12 protein-coding genes are annotated in these 20,554 nt (G+C 41.3%); 5 read left to right on the forward strand and 7 right to left on the reverse strand.

What is annotated here, in order from left to right; genetic code table 11:
• The first annotated feature begins 19 nt into the window (after window positions 1-19).
• Window positions 20-2,329, forward strand: a complete 2,310-nt coding sequence (gene bglX, locus NQ505_RS02640; RefSeq protein ID WP_008998028.1) for a beta-glucosidase BglX — start codon at window positions 20-22, stop codon at window positions 2,327-2,329.
• Between the two features lie 13 nt (window positions 2,330-2,342).
• Window positions 2,343-3,746: a glucoamylase family protein gene (locus NQ505_RS02645; protein ID WP_008998029.1), complete on the forward strand. Its 1,404-nt coding sequence runs from the start codon at window positions 2,343-2,345 to the stop codon at window positions 3,744-3,746.
• 27 nt (window positions 3,747-3,773) lie between these two features.
• Here the strand turns inward: NQ505_RS02645 and NQ505_RS02650 are convergent, their stop codons facing one another.
• Entirely contained in the window at window positions 3,774-6,332 is a 2,559-nt protein-coding gene (locus tag NQ505_RS02650; RefSeq protein ID WP_008998030.1) for an outer membrane beta-barrel family protein, read from the reverse strand.
• A gap of 197 nt (window positions 6,333-6,529) precedes the next feature.
• Entirely contained in the window at window positions 6,530-7,006 is a 477-nt protein-coding gene (locus NQ505_RS02655; RefSeq protein ID WP_008998032.1) for a hypothetical protein, read from the reverse strand.
• Window positions 7,007-8,077: 1,071 nt separating this feature from the next.
• On the opposite strand from NQ505_RS02655, the gene NQ505_RS02660 reads away from it, so the two are divergent.
• Window positions 8,078-10,189 (forward strand): BT4734/BF3469 family protein, encoded by a 2,112-nt coding sequence (locus tag NQ505_RS02660; RefSeq protein WP_008998034.1) that lies wholly within the window; start codon window positions 8,078-8,080, stop codon window positions 10,187-10,189.
• A gap of 198 nt (window positions 10,190-10,387) precedes the next feature.
• Here the strand turns inward: NQ505_RS02660 and NQ505_RS02665 are convergent, their stop codons facing one another.
• The 4 genes from NQ505_RS02665 to NQ505_RS02680 form a co-directional block, all read right to left on the reverse strand.
• Window positions 10,388-11,242 (reverse strand): DNA/RNA non-specific endonuclease, encoded by an 855-nt coding sequence (locus NQ505_RS02665; RefSeq protein ID WP_008998035.1) that lies wholly within the window; start codon window positions 11,240-11,242, stop codon window positions 10,388-10,390.
• An 80-nt stretch (window positions 11,243-11,322) separates the two neighbouring features.
• Entirely contained in the window at window positions 11,323-13,281 is a 1,959-nt protein-coding gene (locus NQ505_RS02670) for a DUF6359 domain-containing protein (RefSeq protein WP_008998036.1), read from the reverse strand.
• Between the two features lie 20 nt (window positions 13,282-13,301).
• Window positions 13,302-14,144, reverse strand: coding sequence for a DUF5689 domain-containing protein (locus NQ505_RS02675; RefSeq protein ID WP_008998037.1), 843 nt, complete (start codon window positions 14,142-14,144; stop codon window positions 13,302-13,304).
• 47 nt (window positions 14,145-14,191) lie between these two features.
• Window positions 14,192-16,720: a TonB-dependent receptor gene (locus tag NQ505_RS02680; protein ID WP_004299561.1), complete on the reverse strand. Its 2,529-nt coding sequence runs from the start codon at window positions 16,718-16,720 to the stop codon at window positions 14,192-14,194.
• A 200-nt stretch (window positions 16,721-16,920) separates the two neighbouring features.
• Between NQ505_RS02680 and NQ505_RS02685 the strand changes: the two genes are divergently transcribed.
• On the forward strand, window positions 16,921-17,946 hold the full coding sequence (locus NQ505_RS02685) for an endonuclease/exonuclease/phosphatase family protein (RefSeq protein WP_032853240.1): 1,026 nt from the start codon (window positions 16,921-16,923) through the stop codon (window positions 17,944-17,946).
• Window positions 17,943-19,088 carry a DNA/RNA non-specific endonuclease gene (locus tag NQ505_RS02690; protein ID WP_008998038.1) on the forward strand — a complete coding sequence of 382 codons (1,146 nt, stop codon included), beginning with the start codon at window positions 17,943-17,945 and terminating at the stop codon, window positions 19,086-19,088. Before NQ505_RS02685 ends, NQ505_RS02690 begins: the two co-directional genes overlap by 4 nt.
• A gap of 156 nt (window positions 19,089-19,244) precedes the next feature.
• Here NQ505_RS02690 and NQ505_RS02695 read toward each other — a convergent pair whose 3' ends face one another.
• Window positions 19,245-20,537 carry an MgtC/SapB family protein gene (locus NQ505_RS02695; RefSeq protein ID WP_032853303.1) on the reverse strand — a complete coding sequence of 431 codons (1,293 nt, stop codon included), beginning with the start codon at window positions 20,535-20,537 and terminating at the stop codon, window positions 19,245-19,247.
• Window positions 20,538-20,554 lie beyond the last annotated feature (17 nt).

The following is a 20,554-nucleotide window of genomic DNA, read 5'->3' on the forward strand; positions in this document are numbered from 1 at the left end:
TAAAAGTAGGAATAATAGCATGATATACAAAAAGTTAAGTCTATCCATCCTGTTGTTTGCCGCAGGTTTTCTGACCGCATCGGCACAGAAGTCGCCACAGGATATGGATCGCTTCATCGACGTATTGATGAACAAAATGACTTTGGAAGAAAAGATAGGACAGTTGAACCTTCCCGTCACCGGAGAGATTACTACGGGACAAGCCAAAAGCAGCGATATTGCCGCTAAAATCAAGAAAGGCGAAGTGGGAGGACTGTTCAACCTGAAAGGAGTGGAGAAAATACGTGAAGTACAAAAGCAGGCTGTGGAAGAATCCCGTTTAGGAATTCCATTACTGTTCGGTATGGACGTTATTCACGGATACGAAACGATGTTCCCCATCCCACTCGGATTGTCTTGCACCTGGGATATGACTGCCATAGAGGAATCTGCCCGCATTGCAGCCGTAGAGGCCAGTGCCGACGGCATCTCATGGACTTTCAGCCCGATGGTGGATATTTCACGCGACCCTCGTTGGGGACGTGTGTCCGAAGGTAACGGTGAAGACCCGTTTCTCGGAGCCATGATTGCCGAAGCGATGGTGCGTGGCTATCAAGGGAAGAACATGGAACGGAATGATGAAATCATGGCTTGTGTAAAACACTTTGCACTATATGGTGCGGGAGAAGCAGGACGTGACTATAACACCGTAGATATGAGCCGTCAGCGGATGTTCAATGATTATATGCTGCCGTATGAAGCAGCCGTTGAAGCAGGTGTAGGTAGCGTAATGGCTTCTTTTAATGAAGTGGATGGTATTCCGGCCACTGCCAACAAATGGCTGATGACAGACATTCTCCGCGGACAGTGGGGATTCAACGGTTTTGTGGTAACCGATTATACGGGTATTTCAGAAATGATCGATCATGGTATCGGTGATCTTCAAACGGTATCCGCCCGTGCCATCAATGCCGGAGTGGATATGGATATGGTAAGCGAAGGCTTTGTAGGAACATTGAAGAAATCCGTTCAGGAAGGAAAAGTCTCTATGGAAACGTTGAATACTGCCTGTCGCCGTATTCTGGAAGCCAAATATAAACTGGGATTATTTGATAATCCTTATAAATATTGCGATCCGAAACGTCCGGCACGCGACATCTTTACCAAAGCGCATCGCGATGCAGCCCGCAGGATTGCAGCAGAAAGTTTCGTTCTCCTAAAGAACGACAGCCCCGACGGTAATCCGAACGGAAATCCGTTACTGCCTTTCAATCCGAAAGGAAATATTGCAGTGATCGGTCCGTTGGCAAACAGCCGGAGTAATATGCCGGGTACATGGAGCGTAGCAGCCGTGCTCGACCGCTGCCCTTCTCTCGTGGAAGGACTGAAAGAGATGACTGCCGGAAAAGCGAATATCATGTACGCCAAAGGAAGTAATTTGATTAGTGATGCAAGTTACGAAGAACGGGCAACGATGTTCGGTCGTTCCCTGAACCGCGATAACCGCACCGACCAACAATTGTTGGATGAAGCGTTGAACGTAGCCCGCCGGTCGGACATTATCATCGCTGCCTTAGGCGAATCTTCCGAAATGAGTGGTGAAAGTAGCAGCCGCACGGATTTAAACATTCCCGATGTACAGCAGAATCTGTTGAAAGAGCTTTTAAAGACAGGCAAACCGGTAGTATTGGTATTATTTACAGGCCGTCCGCTTACGTTGAGCTGGGAACAGGAACATGTACCCGCCATTCTGAATGTATGGTTTGGAGGTAGTGAAGCAGCTTATGCCATTGGCGACGCCCTCTTCGGCTATGTCAATCCGGGTGGTAAACTGACTATGACTTTCCCGAAGAACGTAGGCCAGATACCTCTTTATTATGCGCACAAAAATACCGGACGTCCTTTGAAAGAAGGTAAATGGTTTGAGAAATTCCGCAGTAACTATCTCGATGTGGATAATGATCCGCTTTATCCGTTCGGTTATGGTCTTTCTTATACAACTTTCTCTTACAGTGACATCGACTTGAGCCATTCCAGCATGGATATGACCGGATCATTGACCGCAGCAGTGGAAGTTACCAATACCGGAACATGGCCCGGCACGGAAGTGGTACAGCTTTATATCCGTGACGTTTTAGGCAGCAGCACCCGCCCCGTCAAAGAGTTGAAAGGCTTCCAGAAAATATTCCTGGAACCGGGAGAGATGAAGATTGTCCGTTTCAAGATTGCACCGGAAATGCTACGGTATTATAATTATGACCTGCAACTGGTTGCCGAACCGGGCGACTTTGAAGTGATGATTGGTACGAACAGCCGGGATGTGAAAACTGCGAAATTCACATTAAACTAAATACACTCTTATGATGAAAGATAAATATCAAAGAATAATCGAGATGAACGCACTTCCTCTGATGTTGCTGTTTCTATCCGCCATCGCCCTGACTTTCCAGAGTTGTAAAGGGAAAAGCAAAAAAGACAACCTTTCTGCCGCCACCGACTCGCTGTCGGACGACGCATTAATGGATACCGTTCAGCGACGGACTTTCCTCTACTTCTGGGAAGGTGCCGAACCGAATAGCGGTCTGGCTCCCGAACGGTATCATGTGGACGGCGTATATCCTGAAAATGATGCCAACGTAGTCACTTCCGGTGGCAGCGGTTTCGGCATCATGGCTATCCTTGCGGGAATCGACCGCGGTTATGTCACCCGCGAAGAAGGACGGACGCGCATGGAACGCATCGTTTCTTTCCTCGAAAAAGCAGACCGTTTCCACGGAGCCTACCCCCACTGGTGGTATGGTGACACCGGAAAGGTGAAACCGTTTGGCCAGAAAGACAACGGAGGCGACCTGGTAGAGACAGCTTTCCTCATACAAGGTCTGCTTGCCGTACACCAATATTACGTCAACGGAAATGAGAAAGAGAAAGCACTCGCTCAACGTATCGACCGGATTTGGCGGGATGTCGACTGGAACTGGTACCGGAAAGGCGGGCAAAATGTCCTTTACTGGCATTGGAGTCCGACGTATGGCTGGGAAATGAATTTCCCCGTACATGGTTACAACGAATGTATGATTATGTATATTCTTGCCGCCGCTTCTCCTACACATGGAGTACCTGCCGCTGTTTATCATGACGGTTGGGCACAGAACGGAGCCATCGTCTCTCCCCATAAAGTAGAAGGAATCGAATTGCATCTCCGCTATCAGGGCACGGAAGCCGGACCGCTTTTCTGGGCTCAATATTCTTTCCTCGGACTTGATCCGGTAGGATTGAAAGATGAATACTGCCCCAGCTACTTCCACGAAATGCGCAACCTGACATTAGTCAACCGTGCCTACTGCATCCGCAACCCCAAACATTACAAAGGTTTCGGACCGGATTGTTGGGGACTGACTGCCAGCTACTCCGTCGATGGATATGCAGCTCATTCACCCAACGAGCAGGACGACAAAGGAGTCATCTCCCCTACCGCCGCACTTTCATCGATTGTCTATACACCGGAGTATTCCATGCAAGTAATGCACCATTTGTATGGTATGGGAGATAAAGTGTTCGGTCCTTTCGGGTTCTATGATGCTTTCAGCGAAACGGATAATTGGTATCCGCAACGGTATCTGGCTATCGATCAGGGACCTATCGCTGTAATGATCGAAAATTACCGGACAGGGTTGTTATGGAACCTTTTCATGAGCCATCCTGACGTACAAGCCGGATTGACCAAACTTGGTTTTAACACCAACAAGCAAGATGTGAGACAGAAATAAGTGGGAACCACGGTGCGTGGAAGTGGTCTACTGACCACCTCCGCCACCAGTGTTTCCACCTCCTCCGCCACCTTTCACATCATCATTGTCGATGCTGCGTGCAGCTTTCTTCACACTGGCTTTCAACTCTCCAATCCGATAGCTGACGCTAAAGCCAAAATACCGGCTTGGATACTTGCTCGAACTCCTCGATATATAATTAGCCCCTTCGGTATGGCTATTGTAAGTTCTGTATTTCTCAAAGAAATTACTACAATAAACGTTCAAGGACAAACGTTCCTCTTTCATAAAAGAACGGCTTAATCCCAAACTATAATAATTATAGCCAGAACTTCTTCCCTGCAAATTGATACGTGGCGTACTTCCACCTCCGTTCAAACTCAAACGGATTTTCCCCGGTAAAGTCTGTTGAATTCCTCCATACGCAGAAGCATTCCATCCATAATTATGCAGTCCCTCTGAAGGACTCTTTAAATCATTATAATTTCCCCGTCCATTGATATAAATTCTCGTTTTAGGAGAGGCATTCCAATTCAAATAAAAGTTTAATCCTGTCTCCCGGCTCTTTCCAATATTATCATACGTACTGTACAAAGCATCTTTGGGAGCATGATGACCACCCTCAAAGTTTTCCCCCTCTTCAGCATCAATCAAGCGACTAACTCTTTCAATTCCATTGTTATTGAAAGAATGACGCAACGAAAGATTAATATTGAACTTGGCTGTAAAACTGCTATAAGACAAATCGAAAGAATGACTCTTTTCACTTTTCAGATTCGGATTTCCCTGATTGATAAACATCGGATTCTGATTATCGAAATAAGGATTCAAGTTCCAGATACCCGGACGCCAAATACGCATATTATATCCGCCACGAAGATTCTGCGTCTTGCCGAGCTTTATACCCAATGAAACAGAAGGGATCAAATCGCTAAAATCAGAGCTGAAATTCTCACCCGGACCGACCAGATACTTCACTTCTTGTATGGTTTGCTCATAACGAAGCCCAGGTTTAAAAGTGAAATCCTTATATTTCAGTGTATACCCGGCATAAGCGGAAATAATATGATTCAAATGGCGGTATTCACTACTGCGATCTTCACTATACGTATAGTCTTCACTCCCTCTTGGAGCGTCATAAAGTCTATTATCACTGGAGTTGCGTCGGAAAATATATTTGGCACCGGTTTCAATCGTATGTAGTTTTCCAATCGGAGTGGTATAGTCCACTTGGAAAGTCTGTTCCATTGTATTCGTTTTTCCGTCCGAATGGAAATTCTTCAAATTCAACCTGTCAATAACCTCCTGTTTGTTTTCATCAAATTCAATATCCAGATAAGTATTATATAAATCAGAAGTTTGAGGCTGGGAGTTGATTTTATAAGAGAAAGTAATCATTCGCTCTTTATTCTTTCTGGAAGTACGCTGATAATCTATATTCCCATTGATAGAATACCATGAATCTTTTCCATGGTTGTCTGTTCTATAACGATACGCAAAATCCTGGAAGTCCGCTCCGTGAAGAATCGTATTCCCACCACTATCGTCTTTTCTATTGCTACCATACATTCCAAAAGCCACAGTCAACAACCTCAATGTGTCGATCTCATAACTCGCCTCCAAATTACCATATTGAAAGTTTCCTTTCGACTTAGAACTATTTTCCGATTCCAGATATTTCTCATTTTCACCACTGGGATTATAAATTTCCCTGTAACCGCTGGAATAGCCACGCGGACTATTATCATAATTATAGTTATAATTGACAGAAACCGTCAGTTTGTTCTGCTTCACCATTGCATAAGTACCTGCACCTACTCCGTTGTTGTTGGCATTTCCTCTGAAAGTAGCCGTATATCCTTCAAATCCGGTACCCACTGTGACGATATTCAGAATACCTCCGATACCTTCCGCATCATATTTAGCTCCCGGTGAAGTAATCACCTCAATATATTTAATCGTATTCGCCGGCATACTTTTCAGCACTTCCTTCGGATTATTGCTCATCATATTATTGGGCTTTCCATTCACATGAATCTTGAAACTGCTACTGCCGTTCACCTGTACATTGTCTTCTCCATCCACCGTGACCAGAGGAACTTTTCGAAGCATCTCCAATATACTGTTCGATTTTGAATCCGGATCATCTTCAATATTATATTCGATTTTATCCACATCTACCTTTACCAAAGGTTTCTGTGCAACAACCTCCACTCCTTTCAACACATTATTGGCTTCTGAAGAAATCATCGTTCCCAAATCAATCTCCCTGACCGAAGGTTTTAAAGTGAACTCTTTTACTATAGGCGACTTGCCAATGGAAAAAATTGTGATTATATAACTACCTGCAGCAGCATTCAGTTTTTCCTGAAATTTACCATTCGCCCCTGTGACCGCCATCTTTACGGCTTTATCCGGAGCATTTTTAGGAGTTATCTTAATCGTAGCATACGGTTCTCCTTCTTGTGTTAAAGAATCAAGAAGTACTCCTTTGATAGTATAAGAAGGAGCCGTGGATTTTTGTGCCCACCCAGCCACAGACGTGGCGAACACGAATAGCAATAGTAGTAACAGTCTGTGTTTCATGACTAGAAATATTTAGTTTATGTTTATTAGATGCATAACATTCAAAAATGCTGCAAAGTCAGAGGCCAAAAGTAATTGGTTTATCCACACTTACGAAGTTTTCGGAGTTAAGAATATGAAACGAATGGATAAAATATCTTATTACAGTATATTTCTAGTATATTTAAACATTCCCGTTTAAGGGTAACAAATCTTCTTTATTTGAAGTGAAATAAAGATGATATATACCGTTGTATCGGCCGTTTCAGCCGCCTTAAGTCAGCGCAGATTCTTCCTATCCAGCAACCGTCTAATTCTTGTTCATATTTCGTGAGTACTTTCTTACAATCCCGGAGCCGGGCGTTTTGCCTTTCCATAGCCAATAATATCTCGCTTATCCGGGCAATTTGTTCTCTTTGACACAAGAGTTCTTTATCCTGGCAACCGATAATTTCAGCATATAAGTTACAGATATTTGCCTTTTCAATACATAGTTCTTCCAATGTATCGATATACTCGGCTGTAATTCGGTCTTTATTCTGATACAGGAATCCTTCAACACTTTCTTCATCCACAACAGTGATCCCTTCTTCACACGACATAGGAAATCTTTTCATCTCCGCCCAAAGCCAGATAACCTCTTTGTTAATTCCATACTTGACCGCCGCTTCTTCTACGCTAATCCATTTCGACATAATGCTCTTGTTTTAATGTGTTCCACAATAAAGATTGAATATTATTTTGTTTATGTGACACAACGGGCATCCACGTTTTCTGTATTTCAGGCGGACGGGGAATTGTTTAGATTAAACTTTTTGGGGTAATCATAACCGACCGGATACAAGAAAGACGTGAATGCTGTTGTACCATTATCTCCACTCGAGGTCTTAGCATACCCTATAGAAAGACAATGATAACAACAGACACCCACGCCAATCGTTTATATATAACACATCTTTAACGGATATGTTGATTATAAAACCGTTCGCGTGGAATATCTGTTGAATCATCTCTCCTCTATATGAAATTGCTAAGTTTCGAGTGGGAGAGATAATACATTACATATTCCATTTAGTAATATATACCGCCTCCCGCTAGTTTCATCACGCTGATGAGCAGAAAGCGTATGACAAAGATATATATATTTTTTTAAATGCAGTGGAAATATGGAAATAAATGCAGGAAGTTATGTATATCCAGCAGGCTCTCTCATACATAAAAATGAAAATCCTCTTTCACCCTATCACCGCCTTTCTGAAACTCCCTATTTATAATACTTTCAGCATGGTGACAGGTTATTATTAACCTATCACCTCATCTATCACCTATCACCGCCTATTTTTTGAAAAAGCCTATAGCAAACAGTCGTTTTAATAAGGGGTAATTCTTATTTCATACTTAGATGCTCTTGTTTTCATGCCTTGAAACACTTGGTTTCAAAGGCTAGAAACTTTAGTTTCATACTGATAAAACTAAAGTTTCTCCATGGAGGAACTAAAGTTTCAAAGCGGGGGAACAAGAGTTTCCCGCCTTGAAACTAATAGTTTCGAGGCACGAAACATTTTGTTTCAAGCTACGACATTCTTCATTTCAGTATACTAATGAGATTAACTCGCTATACAATAGAATTTAAAGACCACATAAAAGAGCAAAATCCGTCTCATAAGATAAATAATAAATAAGTACGAAAAAACTTGGCATACCGGATAATAAAGCCTACCTTTATAAGCCTTTAATAAAAAACATAAACAATAATCACTTTTGACATGAAACTTACTTTAATGCGGGACAACGACGGAACATCAACCATGCGGACGTTGGACATAAACCTACAAATAGAAGCGATGAAGCATGAAACGAAAGCCCGCCCGATAAGTAATCTACGGACAAGCATACGTTATGCCTCACCGGACAGTAAACTGGAAGCAGCTCAAAAACTACCCAAAGTTATCCCTGCGGCTAACTTCCGCAAAACAACAAATGGCGCACAAATGACCGGATATAACGGCATTGTACAAATAGAAGTGAATCATCTGGCAAACCGGACAGAAGTAAACCGTATCAAACAAGAGGCAGCAGAACTTACACAGACTTTTGCCGCTTTTATGGGTTCCAGCGGTCATTCCGTAAAAATATGGCTACGCTTCACCCGCCCGGACAAATCACTTCCCAAAGACCGGGAAGAAGCAGAAATATTCCAGGCTCACGCCTACAGAAAAGCCGTCAGTCTTTATCAACCGGCACTCTCCTACTCCATCGAACTCAAAAATCCGACATTGGAGCAATTCTGCCGGCAAACGTGTGATCCGGAACTTTACTATAATCCTGACTCCACCGTCATTTATATGCGTCAGCCACTGGAAATGCCATCGGACACAACCTACAAAGAATCCGTACAGGCAGAAACATCTCCTTTCAAACGACTGATTCCCGGTTATGACAGCTTTGAAACTTTGTCCGCACTCTTCGAAGCAGCCCTGAACAAGGCTTACCACTCATTAAGCGAACTTCAGCCAAACACACACCTACATTCCGACGAAGATCTCAAGCCATTATTGGTCCACTTGGCGGAAAACTGTTTTCAGGCAGGCATACCGGAAGAAGAAACAGCCCGTTGGGCAATCGCTCATTTCTATACCAAGAAGAAAGAATTTCTCATCCGGCAAACTGTACAGAATGTATATACCGGAGCCAAAGGATTCGGACAAAAATTACCTTTATCGACAGAGCAGGAATTGGAATTCCGAACGGAAGAGTTTATGCAACGCCGGTACGAATTTCGTTACAACACAATGACGACTGTTACGGAATATCGCGAACGGAACACCTTTTGTTTTTGTTTCCGCCCCATCACCAACCGTATACGCAACAGTATCGCCATGAACGCACGCCTGGAAGGCCTCAACTTATGGGATCGGGACGTGATCCGTTACCTCGATTCCGACCGCATCCCGATATTCAACCCTATTGAGGATTTTCTTTTCGGAGTAGATGTCCGTTGGGACGGACACGACCGGATTCGTGAACTGGCTTCCCGTGTTCCTTGCAACAACATTCACTGGCCAGATTTATTTTACCGTTGGTTTCTAAATATGGTGGAACATTGGCGTCACACCGATCGCAAGTATGCCAATTGTACAGTACCGTTATTAGTCGGGCCGCAAGCCTATCGAAAATCGACTTTCTGCCGGAGTTTGTTGCCACCGGAATTACAGATATACTATACCGACCGCATTGATTTCAGTAACAAAAGGGATGCCGAGCTGGCTCTAAATCGTTTCGCGCTCATTAACATGGACGAGTTCGATCAAAACAGAGTGAGTCAACAGGCTTTCCTGAAGCATATCCTGCAAAAGCCTGTAGTTAATATCCGTCGCCCCCATGGTACAGCCACACAAGAGATGCGCCGTTACGCTTCATTTATAGGAACAAGCAACCACAAGGACTTACTGACTGACACTTCCGGAAGCCGACGCTACATTGTTATCAATGTGACCGGCCCGATTGACTGTTCTCCGATTGATTACGAACAACTTTATGCACAAGCAATACACGATATTTACAGGGGAGAACGTTACTGGTTCGACACTGAAGATGAAAAGGTTATGACCGAAGCCAATCAGGAATTTCAAGTGATCCCTATTGCGGAGCAGTTATTCCACCAATTTTTCCGGGCTGCTAAAGAAGAGGAGGAAGAATATGAGTTACTTCTTGCTATTGAGATACTGGAGCAGGTGCAGCACGACAGTAAAATTCATATATCTGATTGCAATATTATTCAATTCGGGAGAATATTACAAAAGAATCAAGTGCCTTCTATACACACCAAACGTGGGAATGTTTATAAAGTGGTTCGAATCAAACCGAAAAGAGAATAATTATACGCTTTTCCATAAGGTGATAGGTGAAAGATATGGTGATAGGTTAGATACGACCTATCACCATTCTGTAAACACGATGAACAAGGCATTTCAGAATGGCGGTGATAGGTTGAAAGAGGAATTGACGAAATTAATAAGGAGAGAATAAACATCAAATAGCATTCTGTCTTTTCTTAATTTCACTTCATCCTTTCCTTACTCCAATCCCGGCCATGCTTTTGTTGAATAAGTAGCTTCAAGTGCATTTTCAAGATTATCATTCAAGTTCGGAAAGAAATCAATTCCTGTTTTTTCTTCCAGTTCGTCTATTGATAATGCATAGTCAACAAGCTTTATTGTTTTTGAAGGTTTGTCGTCTGTATGTTCTGCCCAAAAAGCAATTGCTTTGAAAGAATCTCCCTTTTTAAACAACAAAGCCATATAATAATATTTAGGAACAGGTTTGCTACGGTCACCGCCTATATATTCTTTAACTTGTTCTTCCTTATCAATTGTTCCACCTTTTACCACATACAAAGTATCTAAAGATGTACAGCTACGTCCCCATGATTGCACCTGTCCCTCCAATGCTAACCAAACACCTGTATTAAAATTATTCCGTTGCGGACTCATATTTGTATAATAAAAGGTCTGATCGTTAGCATCTTGTTTATAAAGTCGATCGGCGGAAGCACAGAGGTGCCCTCTATCATAACCTTTTCGCCCAAAATCTGTTTGAGTACGCTGATATTCCGTATCAAGAGAAGGGTCCGGAATAAAATTATCGCCACGAGTTGCCTCTTGCAGTCTAGTTTGATTATCGAATCGAAAAGCAACCCAACGGGAATGCTTCTTACTCTTATCGTATTCCATACTGAAAGAGGTTACTTTCTGCCCCTTGAAAGTAGTAGAATGGGTTATGAATACATCGTTTGCACCATTGCGGAGAGCAGGGAGTTCTACGATACCGGTAGCAAAATTATTGGAGTTATCATTATCATCCTTGCTACAAGACAATAAAATAAAACCAAAGAATAATAAACTCGAATAAATATATATAGTTTTATTCATAAATGCCCTAGATATTATAATACAAATATAAAAGAGAGATTGAAAATCAACCTCTCTTTTTATACTATACGATTGATAAGTTATTCAATATTAACTCCAAAAATCACAGCACGCCTATTCTTCGCAGTCTCTTGTTCATCAGTTGCAAATTTAATTTTTGTATTGGCTGTTACATCATTTAATGTATATTCGAAGAAATCTGAAGAAGCAGGAGCATTAATTGTAAAAGGCGGATTACCTGATATTCCATCATTACCACTCAAGGAAATAGTCTGCGTTGTAGTGCCCCCAGCAAAAGTACCACCATCAATAGTCACAATCAAAGTTGCAGTCTGACCTTTCCAGCCAAGAGCATAAAAAGATAATTTTGTTGCACTTTTTCCAAAAATCGGTGAAGTCCATGTTCCTATTTTTGAACTTGTCCCCAATTTCAATATGTCATAAGAGACTTCATCAATCTTAACTTTCCCACCATAATAAGAATCTGTAGAATTATCTTCCGTAGGCAATGCTATATTGCTAGTATAAACCTTACCCTCCGGTTCTGGTTCTTCACCACCGCTTACTAATTCATGATCTGTTATAGTTTTCATCCCTGGAGCGTTAAATGCATATTTAAGAGTACCTTGAAGAAGCACTTCTTTTCCTAAATTACCAGGATTATCGACCAAATTCAGTGCTGTTTTTGCAGCTTGGCTATCATTTCCAAATCCAATAACCATACATTTTTTATAATCGGTTTCATTAGCAGAACCCGCAATTACAAGTGCTGTTGCACGAATACCAGTTACTCCGAAAATAATATCTTCCGGTCCATCAACCGATGACGAAGCGTTATCAGAATTAACACTTCCTACAATATATCCTTTTACCCAAGCAACAGTTGTACCAGTAGCAGTTGAAAGAGATAGAGCAGTAGTTACATCATATGGATTTTCTTTAGTGCCATCACCTACTGGATCTGGATCTGGCCCAGGTCCAGGACCTTCACCCGGCTCTACACCTACATATAAATTGTCAATCTGATAAGTTCCACTCGCTGTTTCACTACCGACAAATTTAAAGCCAATAAAACCAACTTTATCACCAATACTTGTAAGGTCACCAGTTAAAGTTTTAGCATCTGAATAACCTTCTGCATTTTGAGGTAAAGTGCCCACATTCAATAAAGTCTGTTTCAGATTATTACCATCTTTCTCAAGGAAATAAACTTCCAATTTATTACCATCTTTATAATATGCAGAAATGCAGTCGAACGTAACCTTTTTCACTTCCATTTGAGCTATATTCACAGCAGGAGTAACAAACCATGAAATAATAGAGGGCTCTTTACTACCATAAGCTGTTGCCTGAATAAGACCATTATTATTAAAAGGTTTACCTCTCCAAGTTCTACCTCCTACTTCTGCCAAATTCACATACCCTTCTTTTACATAATCTTTATCAGTTTCAGCATCATCAAAAGTATTAACTACTTGATTTACTGGATTAGACGGATCAAGTAATTCAACCAAATTACCACCCGGAGTCGGTTCGCCACTATCTCCAATCTCTTGTCCATTAAGAACAGCAGCAGTAGGAGCTTTTACACCAGCTTGCTTAAAGTAGTTTTCTAATGTACCTTTAATAATAACAACTTGTCCCAGATTAGCTGCATTATCAACCAAATTCAGTTTAGCCCGCAAATCTGTTCCGGCAACTAACTGCACTGGAATACATTTCTTGTAATCCTTTTCATTCACATCATCTGCAATCAAAATATTTGATGCGCCAACAAAAGGAGCTTCAAACTTAGAGCCATCAGCCAAGGATGCACCATCTGCAGAACCTACAATATATCCCTGTACCCAAGCTACAGAACCATCTTGTTTCAATGAAGCAGTAGCTATATTATATGGATTCTCTTTCGTACCATCACCCGTCAGTCCCGGAACATCACCTTCTCCCAATATATCATAAGGAGCCGGTACATCACTACATGAACTAAATGTGAACACTGTAAGCAGCGTCAAGAATAAAGCATTTAGAATCTTTTTCATAATTATATGTGTTAATTGAATTAATTATTTCGTTTGATATCGTTTAAAGTACGAACAACAACCTCCCATTGGTTATTGTAACGCAATAAAATACCTGTAATATTTACACTGCCCTGCGGCATCACTTCCATTGAAAAATTAGCATAAGCGCTGGTATAAAGGAATAAGTTGCTTCCACTCTCCGTACCATCGGCATAAGTAAAATAACGTTTTACCGATCCTTCATCACCCGGAGCGTAAGTCGCAGTTCCATCTGCTTCGGTAAGTTTCACATTTTTGAAGGTAACCAATACCGGAGCTTCTTTCAAGTTTATAGCAGCAAGTTCGGCAGGAGTAGTAATTTCAATCGGTGTCAATTCCGAATAGTATAACTTAGGTTCGTTTATCAAACGTACATGTTGTTTCCATACATATTCCGGCATACGTCCTACTGCATTATTATAAACAGTTCCGATCTGTGCCTGTTTACGATAGCTACCTATCTGCAACCCCTTACAGTCAATCACTACTTTCTGACCTACCGGGCAGAATGCATACAATCCGGTTGCATTAACACCAATAACGATTGCTCCTGTTTCATCTGCCACCACGAGCTTCTTATACAAGTTTCCACTTTCATCATCGCAGGTAATTACCCCTTCAATACGCGTTTCACCTTCGATAGTCGTATAAGTATCTTTGCTTGTATCAATGAAATCATTGTATTTCTCTTTCAATGCCGCTATTGAAATCGTACGTCCTTCCGGGATCGAATTATTGCCATAAGCATTTCCCGTCACCGGATCATCATAGTTCTCACAGGAAGTGAGACCTGCGCCACATAGCAGTAATCCGGTACATAATATAGATAGTAATTTCTTCATAATTGTTTCTTCCTTTCTTTTTGTTTTGGATTGATAACTACACATTCTTAAAATCTATAACCAATGTTCAAGAAAGCATTGAACGGGAATGCGTAGAAATACTTAGAATTCTTGGAAAACTTGTAAACACGTGCGTCACCGTCTTTGTAATTATCATCACGGTTTTGTTCGAAACCACCTGTACGCAAATCTGTATTGTTCAGGATATTAGTCAAACTTAAATTGAGACTAATGCTCTTTCCATTGCGCAAACGGATATATTTTCCAATAGAAGCATCCAACATAAATCCGCCATCCAGTTTCTCCTGACCCGGTACATTGAGAACCGGATTTCCGTTAGCATCTACACCGGCACCATTCTTATCCAATACACTGCCAAGACGACGATAGCTTGAGAAATCGATATATACACGATCATAATAATTTCCTGTCAAATTGAAGAACCAACCTTTTACGTTATAATCCAAAGCAAGACTATAAGCAGAAAGCGGAGTGCCATTGGCACGCATACCTTTAGCATAAACACGGTCGAGGTTTGATTCATTCTCACTTTCATACGTCAATACAGCATCCGGGTTATTGGTATACTTAGCTTCGCTCCAAGTACCGATAGCTGTTAATGACAGCTCACTTGTCAATTTAAAGGTAGCAGCAGCTTCTATTCCCCAATGTTCCTTTTCAATACCGTTCATAGAAAGATAAGTGAAACGTGCTTCGCTATCGTTATAGAAAGCATCCATTTCTACTTGATTCTGGAAACGAGTGTAATAACCCGTCAAACGTCCCATCACCCAAGGAGTATTGAAGTTGTAAGTCAAATCACCACCAATGATACGCTCTGTTTTCAAATCTCTCACAAAGTCGTTCTTAATACGCGGAGCGATGAAAGAGTTGTAAGCCAACGGTGCACGTTCTTCATATCCGGCATTCAACGTAAAGGAATGATTGCCATTGATAGCCCAATTCAGACCAGCTTTTATACCGCCTTCCAGGAACTTCGCCGTACCGCTACTACCAAGTGATTTCAATGGCGCACGTCCGTTTCTCATCAATCCATCACGGAACATTTGTGTAGATCCGATTTTACCGGAAGCAAAATAATTTAATGATCCACCATTATTACCCTGGTAACGTACCCATGCGCTCTGCTTATTCACATAGATGTTATAGTCATAACCAAATTTATCACCTTCACCAATACGACGGTTAGGATTATCGAGGTCATTCTGCACCATGCTGGAACTAGCGCCATGGTCACGTACTGCAAACTTGTCGACATCCGTATAAAGCTGTCCACCCAGCAAGTCTTTCATTTTCTTATAATGCATACCTTTGGTTGTATTCACTGCAATTCCAGCAACATAGCTATTGCGCTCATTCCATTGATGATTGAATACAGAACTCAAGTTGAAAGCTAACTGGTCGTCGTGACGTTCTTCCACATAATAAAGCGTCTCTTTACCTAATGCATTCGCTTGTTTATTGGCAAAATAAAGAGCATCCCAATCCAACTGACGATAAGCTTTATTATTCTTCCAATTATCAGTAACCTCATTAAACTGCTGCAGTTCATCGGCAGTAGGAACGGATTCCCACACGTCGAAGATAGAGCTAGGCAACTTTTTATAATAATCCGGGCGCGGATCGGCTGCATTACCATTCCAGCCTAAAGCACTTTTGCCATAATTGGAATATTTGAATCCGGCACTCGTCACCAGTTTCTTATTATCATCAATGGTGAAATTCCATGAAGCGATGGCTGATGGCTCGAACTGGCGTACAATACGCGCATTTCGTTTTTCTCCATTCTGATATCCCCAGTTCGGATTATAATAATGACTGTTTGCTAAATAATAGGCTTCTTCAGTTGCCGCCATTTGCTGCCCTCTCTCTGTAGGTGTTCCCCAAGTTGCCAAAGAAAGACTATGGCGATCATTGAATACTTTCTCTGCACCGAGGAAGTAAGAAAAAGAGTTGTACTTGATTCCTTCAATATTTCCCTCGTTACCCCAACGATATCCCAATGAACCGGTAAAGGCCCATCCATTATTCATCAGACCTGTAGAATAAGTATACATTCCACGCAAGATATAGTTGCGGTTACTACCTGATAAGGTGAGTTTTGAACCGGCCGCATATTGGCTGGCACGTAAATTGATATTGGAAGCTCCCCCTATGGCTCCGAAAGTAAAGTTGTTAATTTCAAAAGGACCGATCCCCTCCTTATTACGGGTAGCATCGTTTAATCCTCCTATTAATCCGTAACTGAAACGTCCTGTTTCTGCATCATTAAACTGTACCCCATTGATATACATGTCACTATACTGGGAATCATATCCCCTCACACGAAATCTCATTGGGCTAAACAGATAACCTACATTTGACAGATAAACATCATTGTTAGAAGTGACCAATGCAGATGTGCTCTGTGCTGCATCATCATCCTCATTCAATTGTGATTCTGTAAACATGAAAGAAGCATTGTCCTCACGGGCGTTTTGCTTTGCCTTTTGCTGAGCAAAAAGTGCTGGCATTAAGCAAAATAGCACGATCGCTAACCCTAGTCGTTGTTTCATAATTTAATTTATATTAATGTTAATTGGTCTTTCGTTTTGCAATACAAATGAAATAAGCTGTTACGCAAAATAACAAAGAATTTTATAAATAACAATGTTTTTTACAAAAAAAGTAACTCGTAAGGGTGGGTTTTTCGTTTTCTTTTTAGATATTTGTCATACAAATGACAAATTACCCACTTTTAAAATCAATTTCAAAGATGAAAAAAAGCTTAATGACTTTAGGTGTACTCGCTCTTTTCGTCCTCATGGCCTATGGACAGGAAAAGAAATTTGCCCTCTACAGTGTAGCGTTCTACAATATGGAGAATTTGTTTGATACCATTCACGATGAAGGTAAGAATGACTACGAGTATCTTCCTAACGGTACTAATCAGTGGAATACGATGAAGTATAAGGCTAAGCTGAAAAACATGTCGGAAATATTAAGCCTGTTAAGTACCGACAAGTTGCCAATGGGTCCCGCCATTATCGGCGTTTCTGAAATCGAAAATTACAGAGTATTAGAAGACATACTGAAACAACCTGCTTTAGCGGACAGAGGTTACCAGTATGTTCACTACGAAGGAGAAGACCAACGTGGTGTGGACTGTGCTTTTTTCTATAATCCCAAACTATTTGAACTGACGAATAGCAAGCTCGTACCTTATGTATATATCAATGACACGATACATAAGACGCGCGGTTTCCTGATTGCCAGCGGTAATATTGCAGGAGAGAAGATGCACTTTATCGTCAATCACTGGCCTTCGAGAGCAGCGGCTTCCCCAGCACGTGAACGTGCAGGAGAACAGGTAAGAGCTATCAAAGACTCACTGTTAAGGGAAGACTCCGCAGCCAAAATTGTTATCATGGGGGATATGAACGATGACCCGATGGATAAAAGTATGGCTGTAGCACTTGGAGCTAAGCGGAAACCTGCTGATGTAGGTCCTACAGACTTGTACAATCCGTGGTGGGATACTTTGAAGAAAGGATACGGAACTCTGATGTACAAAGGTAAATGGAATCTGTTCGATCAAATCGTATTTACCGGAAATCTACTAGGTACTGACCGCAGCACACTGAAGTTTTATAAACATGAAATTTTCCGCCGTGATTTTATGTTCCAAAAAGAAGGGAAATACAAAGGATATCCTAAACGGACACAAGCAGGTGGTGTATGGCTAAACGGATATAGCGATCACTTGCCTACTATTATTTATTTAATCAAAGAAATGAAATGACAAAAGCATTATTTAAACTATTCATCCTGTTCATAACCTGTAACACAGCAATCTCATGTAGTGAACAGGATTCTCCCGAACTCCCTGATAATCCGGGCAATACGAATCAAGGAATCGCCTCTATAGACCAAACGCAAATCAATGGAAACGGAGGCGGATTTATCATTCGTGTAAAAGCTGACGGCACATGGCAGGCTTCAAGTAGTGAGACTTGGTGCACGTTGAGTAGAACATCCGGCAATGGAAACGGCTCAATCAGCGGATATATGAAAGCAAATACCGGAGCTGAACGAAGTGTCATTATTACAATCACAGCCGGAAAAGAGGAGGCCAAATTCACACTCAAACAATTAGCAGGCAATGGTTCAAATCCTGATCCAGATCCGGACCCTAATCCATCAGGGTATGCAGGAAGAATCGAAATTCCTAAACTGAAAGGTGGAAGCATGAACATTTTTCATACCTGGACAACTACAGAGAATGGAAAAAAGACTGTCACTTACAGTTATGAATACGATTGTACGAAAAAACATGTACGTTGGGTAGCATTGACTTTTGACAATGTGACTTCTCAAAAGAATGTGGATCGTAAAGACGATTATAAACCAGATACTAATATTCCGGCACAATACAGGACTGACAAACAAGACTACTATTCACCGTATAATAGAGGACACATGGTAGCTTCAAGTGACAGATTATATAGCCGTGAAGCAAATAGTCAGACATTCTATTATTCTAATATCAGTCCGCAACTAATAACCGGATTCAACCAAGGTGGAAGTACTTGGGATGCGATAGAGAACAAAGTACAGGAGTGGGCAAAGGTGTCAAATCCTCAAGATACAACTTACATTGTGAAAGGAACATCCATAGATTATGCAATACTGGAAACAGGTACGTATGGTGTCAAGATACCTAAATATTACTTCAGTACAATCTTATCTTACAAGAATGGACAGTACAAAGCTATTGGATTTTATATAGAGCACAAAAGCGACAAATCAAAAAATATTAAAGCATGTGCAAAATCTATCGATGAGTTAGAATCCATAACCGGGCTTGATTTCTATCATAATCTACCTGATGAGATCGAGACAGCAGTAGAAGCAAATTACAAAGAGAGCGACTGGTCTTGGTAAAGGCTCTTTCTACAAATATCCCTATCTATTAATATCAAGTAAAAATAGATAGGGATATTTTTATGGAATTATATACATGAGCATTTTATTCTAAAATAAATCTAAGAATCTATCTCGTCCATACAAATAACAGTTGTTTTATACCTAAAAGCCTCTTTAAATATAGAAGAACAGCAACAACACGAGATTACAAGCAATCACCACACCGAACCCTCCCAGAATCCAAGGACGAAGTTTACTTCCTTTCCCAGCAAAGAATAAAGCATAGAACATGTTTACCATTATATTACTGATGATAGCCTGCATACTACAAGCAGTAATTATCAATGCAGCAACACTACCCGTATTTTGCAATAAGTTTAATATGAAAGGAGTGATATCACTAAAACCGGATACAAAAGAAAGGAGATTCAATCCGCCTGTACCTGCATAAACAAGTGTATAATGAGTTAAGAAAGTAAATATAACAAAGAGTACGGCAAAAATCAAAGCAACTTTAAATTCCAACGGATTGCTGCTATCATCCTCTTCCTCTTCAACAGGCTGGTCGTTGGAACGCTTTTGACGGGAATGAATAAACCAGGCCACAATAGCTGCCACCACTGCCATAGTCAATAGATACGGATAAATAGACAAGAAGATTTCTCGACTGAAAATAAGTATCAATATCATAAAGCGCAGAAACATCATGCTGATAGCCAATAACATGGCAGCAACATAATCAGTGGCTTCTTGCTCCGAGGCTTTCCGGCTTTTACGGGCAAGCACCGAGATAGTAGCCGTACTGCTATATAATCCGCCGATAATACCGGAGACTAATGTTCCGGATTCATGGAATACATATCGCTTTAATAAATAAGAAAGATAAGAAATACCGGATACCACCACTGTTGCCAGCCAGATAGAATAAGGAGTGAGATTTACATCCGGGATCAAATTCTTATGTGGAAGCATCGGCAAGATAATACCACTGATAGCCAGGAACTTTGCCAACGTAATCATTTCATCATTCTTCATTCGTTGCGCAAATTCCGTAAAAGTATGTTTGAGCTCGGTCAACAGAAGCACTGTCACAACCACCATGACATAAAACCAGGAAGGTTGGGTAGCTACGATAGGTGCCATACAATAAGTAATCAGAGCTATAATAATGGTAGTCACGCCAAAGACGTGAAATTGTGATTGCTTTACATAGTAGTTTAATCCCAATAGCAATCCCAACACGGCTCCACCTCCCATAAATAAACGCATATCCGTAGGGTCGAGTATATAAAGCAAGTAACCCAGTATACCGATAAAAGTAAAAGTACGGTCGGTTCCGAAAAGAGTAGTCTCACCCTCACGTTTCAGACTGATTCGACGCTGCGAAAGTCCGATTAGTAATGAAAACAAAGTAACTAAAACAAAAGTAACCAATTCACGCGGCACATAACCGTATAACTGTTCCATATCCATACACTGCTCTC

Source organism: Bacteroides sp. D2 (assembly GCF_025147085.1).
Lineage (GTDB): Bacteria > Bacteroidota > Bacteroidia > Bacteroidales > Bacteroidaceae > Bacteroides.

What these genes read in the sequence shown, in the direction of transcription:
- bglX (WP_008998028.1), top strand. Translation starts at nt 20, where the DNA reads ATGATATACAAAAAGTTAAGTCTATCCATCCTGTTGTTTGCCGCAGGT.
- NQ505_RS02660 (WP_008998034.1), top strand. Translation starts at nt 8,078, where the DNA reads ATGAAACTTACTTTAATGCGGGACAACGACGGAACATCAACCATGCGG.
- NQ505_RS02675 (WP_008998037.1), bottom strand. Translation starts at nt 14,144, where the DNA reads ATGAAGAAATTACTATCTATATTATGTACCGGATTACTGCTATGTGGC.
- NQ505_RS02695 (WP_032853303.1), bottom strand. Translation starts at nt 20,537, where the DNA reads ATGGAACAGTTATACGGTTATGTGCCGCGTGAATTGGTTACTTTTGTT.
- NQ505_RS02690 (WP_008998038.1), top strand. Translation starts at nt 17,943, where the DNA reads ATGACAAAAGCATTATTTAAACTATTCATCCTGTTCATAACCTGTAAC.
- NQ505_RS02685 (WP_032853240.1), top strand. Translation starts at nt 16,921, where the DNA reads ATGAAAAAAAGCTTAATGACTTTAGGTGTACTCGCTCTTTTCGTCCTC.
- NQ505_RS02670 (WP_008998036.1), bottom strand. Translation starts at nt 13,281, where the DNA reads ATGAAAAAGATTCTAAATGCTTTATTCTTGACGCTGCTTACAGTGTTC.
- NQ505_RS02665 (WP_008998035.1), bottom strand. Translation starts at nt 11,242, where the DNA reads ATGAATAAAACTATATATATTTATTCGAGTTTATTATTCTTTGGTTTT.
- NQ505_RS02655 (WP_008998032.1), bottom strand. Translation starts at nt 7,006, where the DNA reads ATGTCGAAATGGATTAGCGTAGAAGAAGCGGCGGTCAAGTATGGAATT.
- NQ505_RS02680 (WP_004299561.1), bottom strand. Translation starts at nt 16,720, where the DNA reads ATGAAACAACGACTAGGGTTAGCGATCGTGCTATTTTGCTTAATGCCA.
- NQ505_RS02645 (WP_008998029.1), top strand. Translation starts at nt 2,343, where the DNA reads ATGAAAGATAAATATCAAAGAATAATCGAGATGAACGCACTTCCTCTG.
- NQ505_RS02650 (WP_008998030.1), bottom strand. Translation starts at nt 6,332, where the DNA reads ATGAAACACAGACTGTTACTACTATTGCTATTCGTGTTCGCCACGTCT.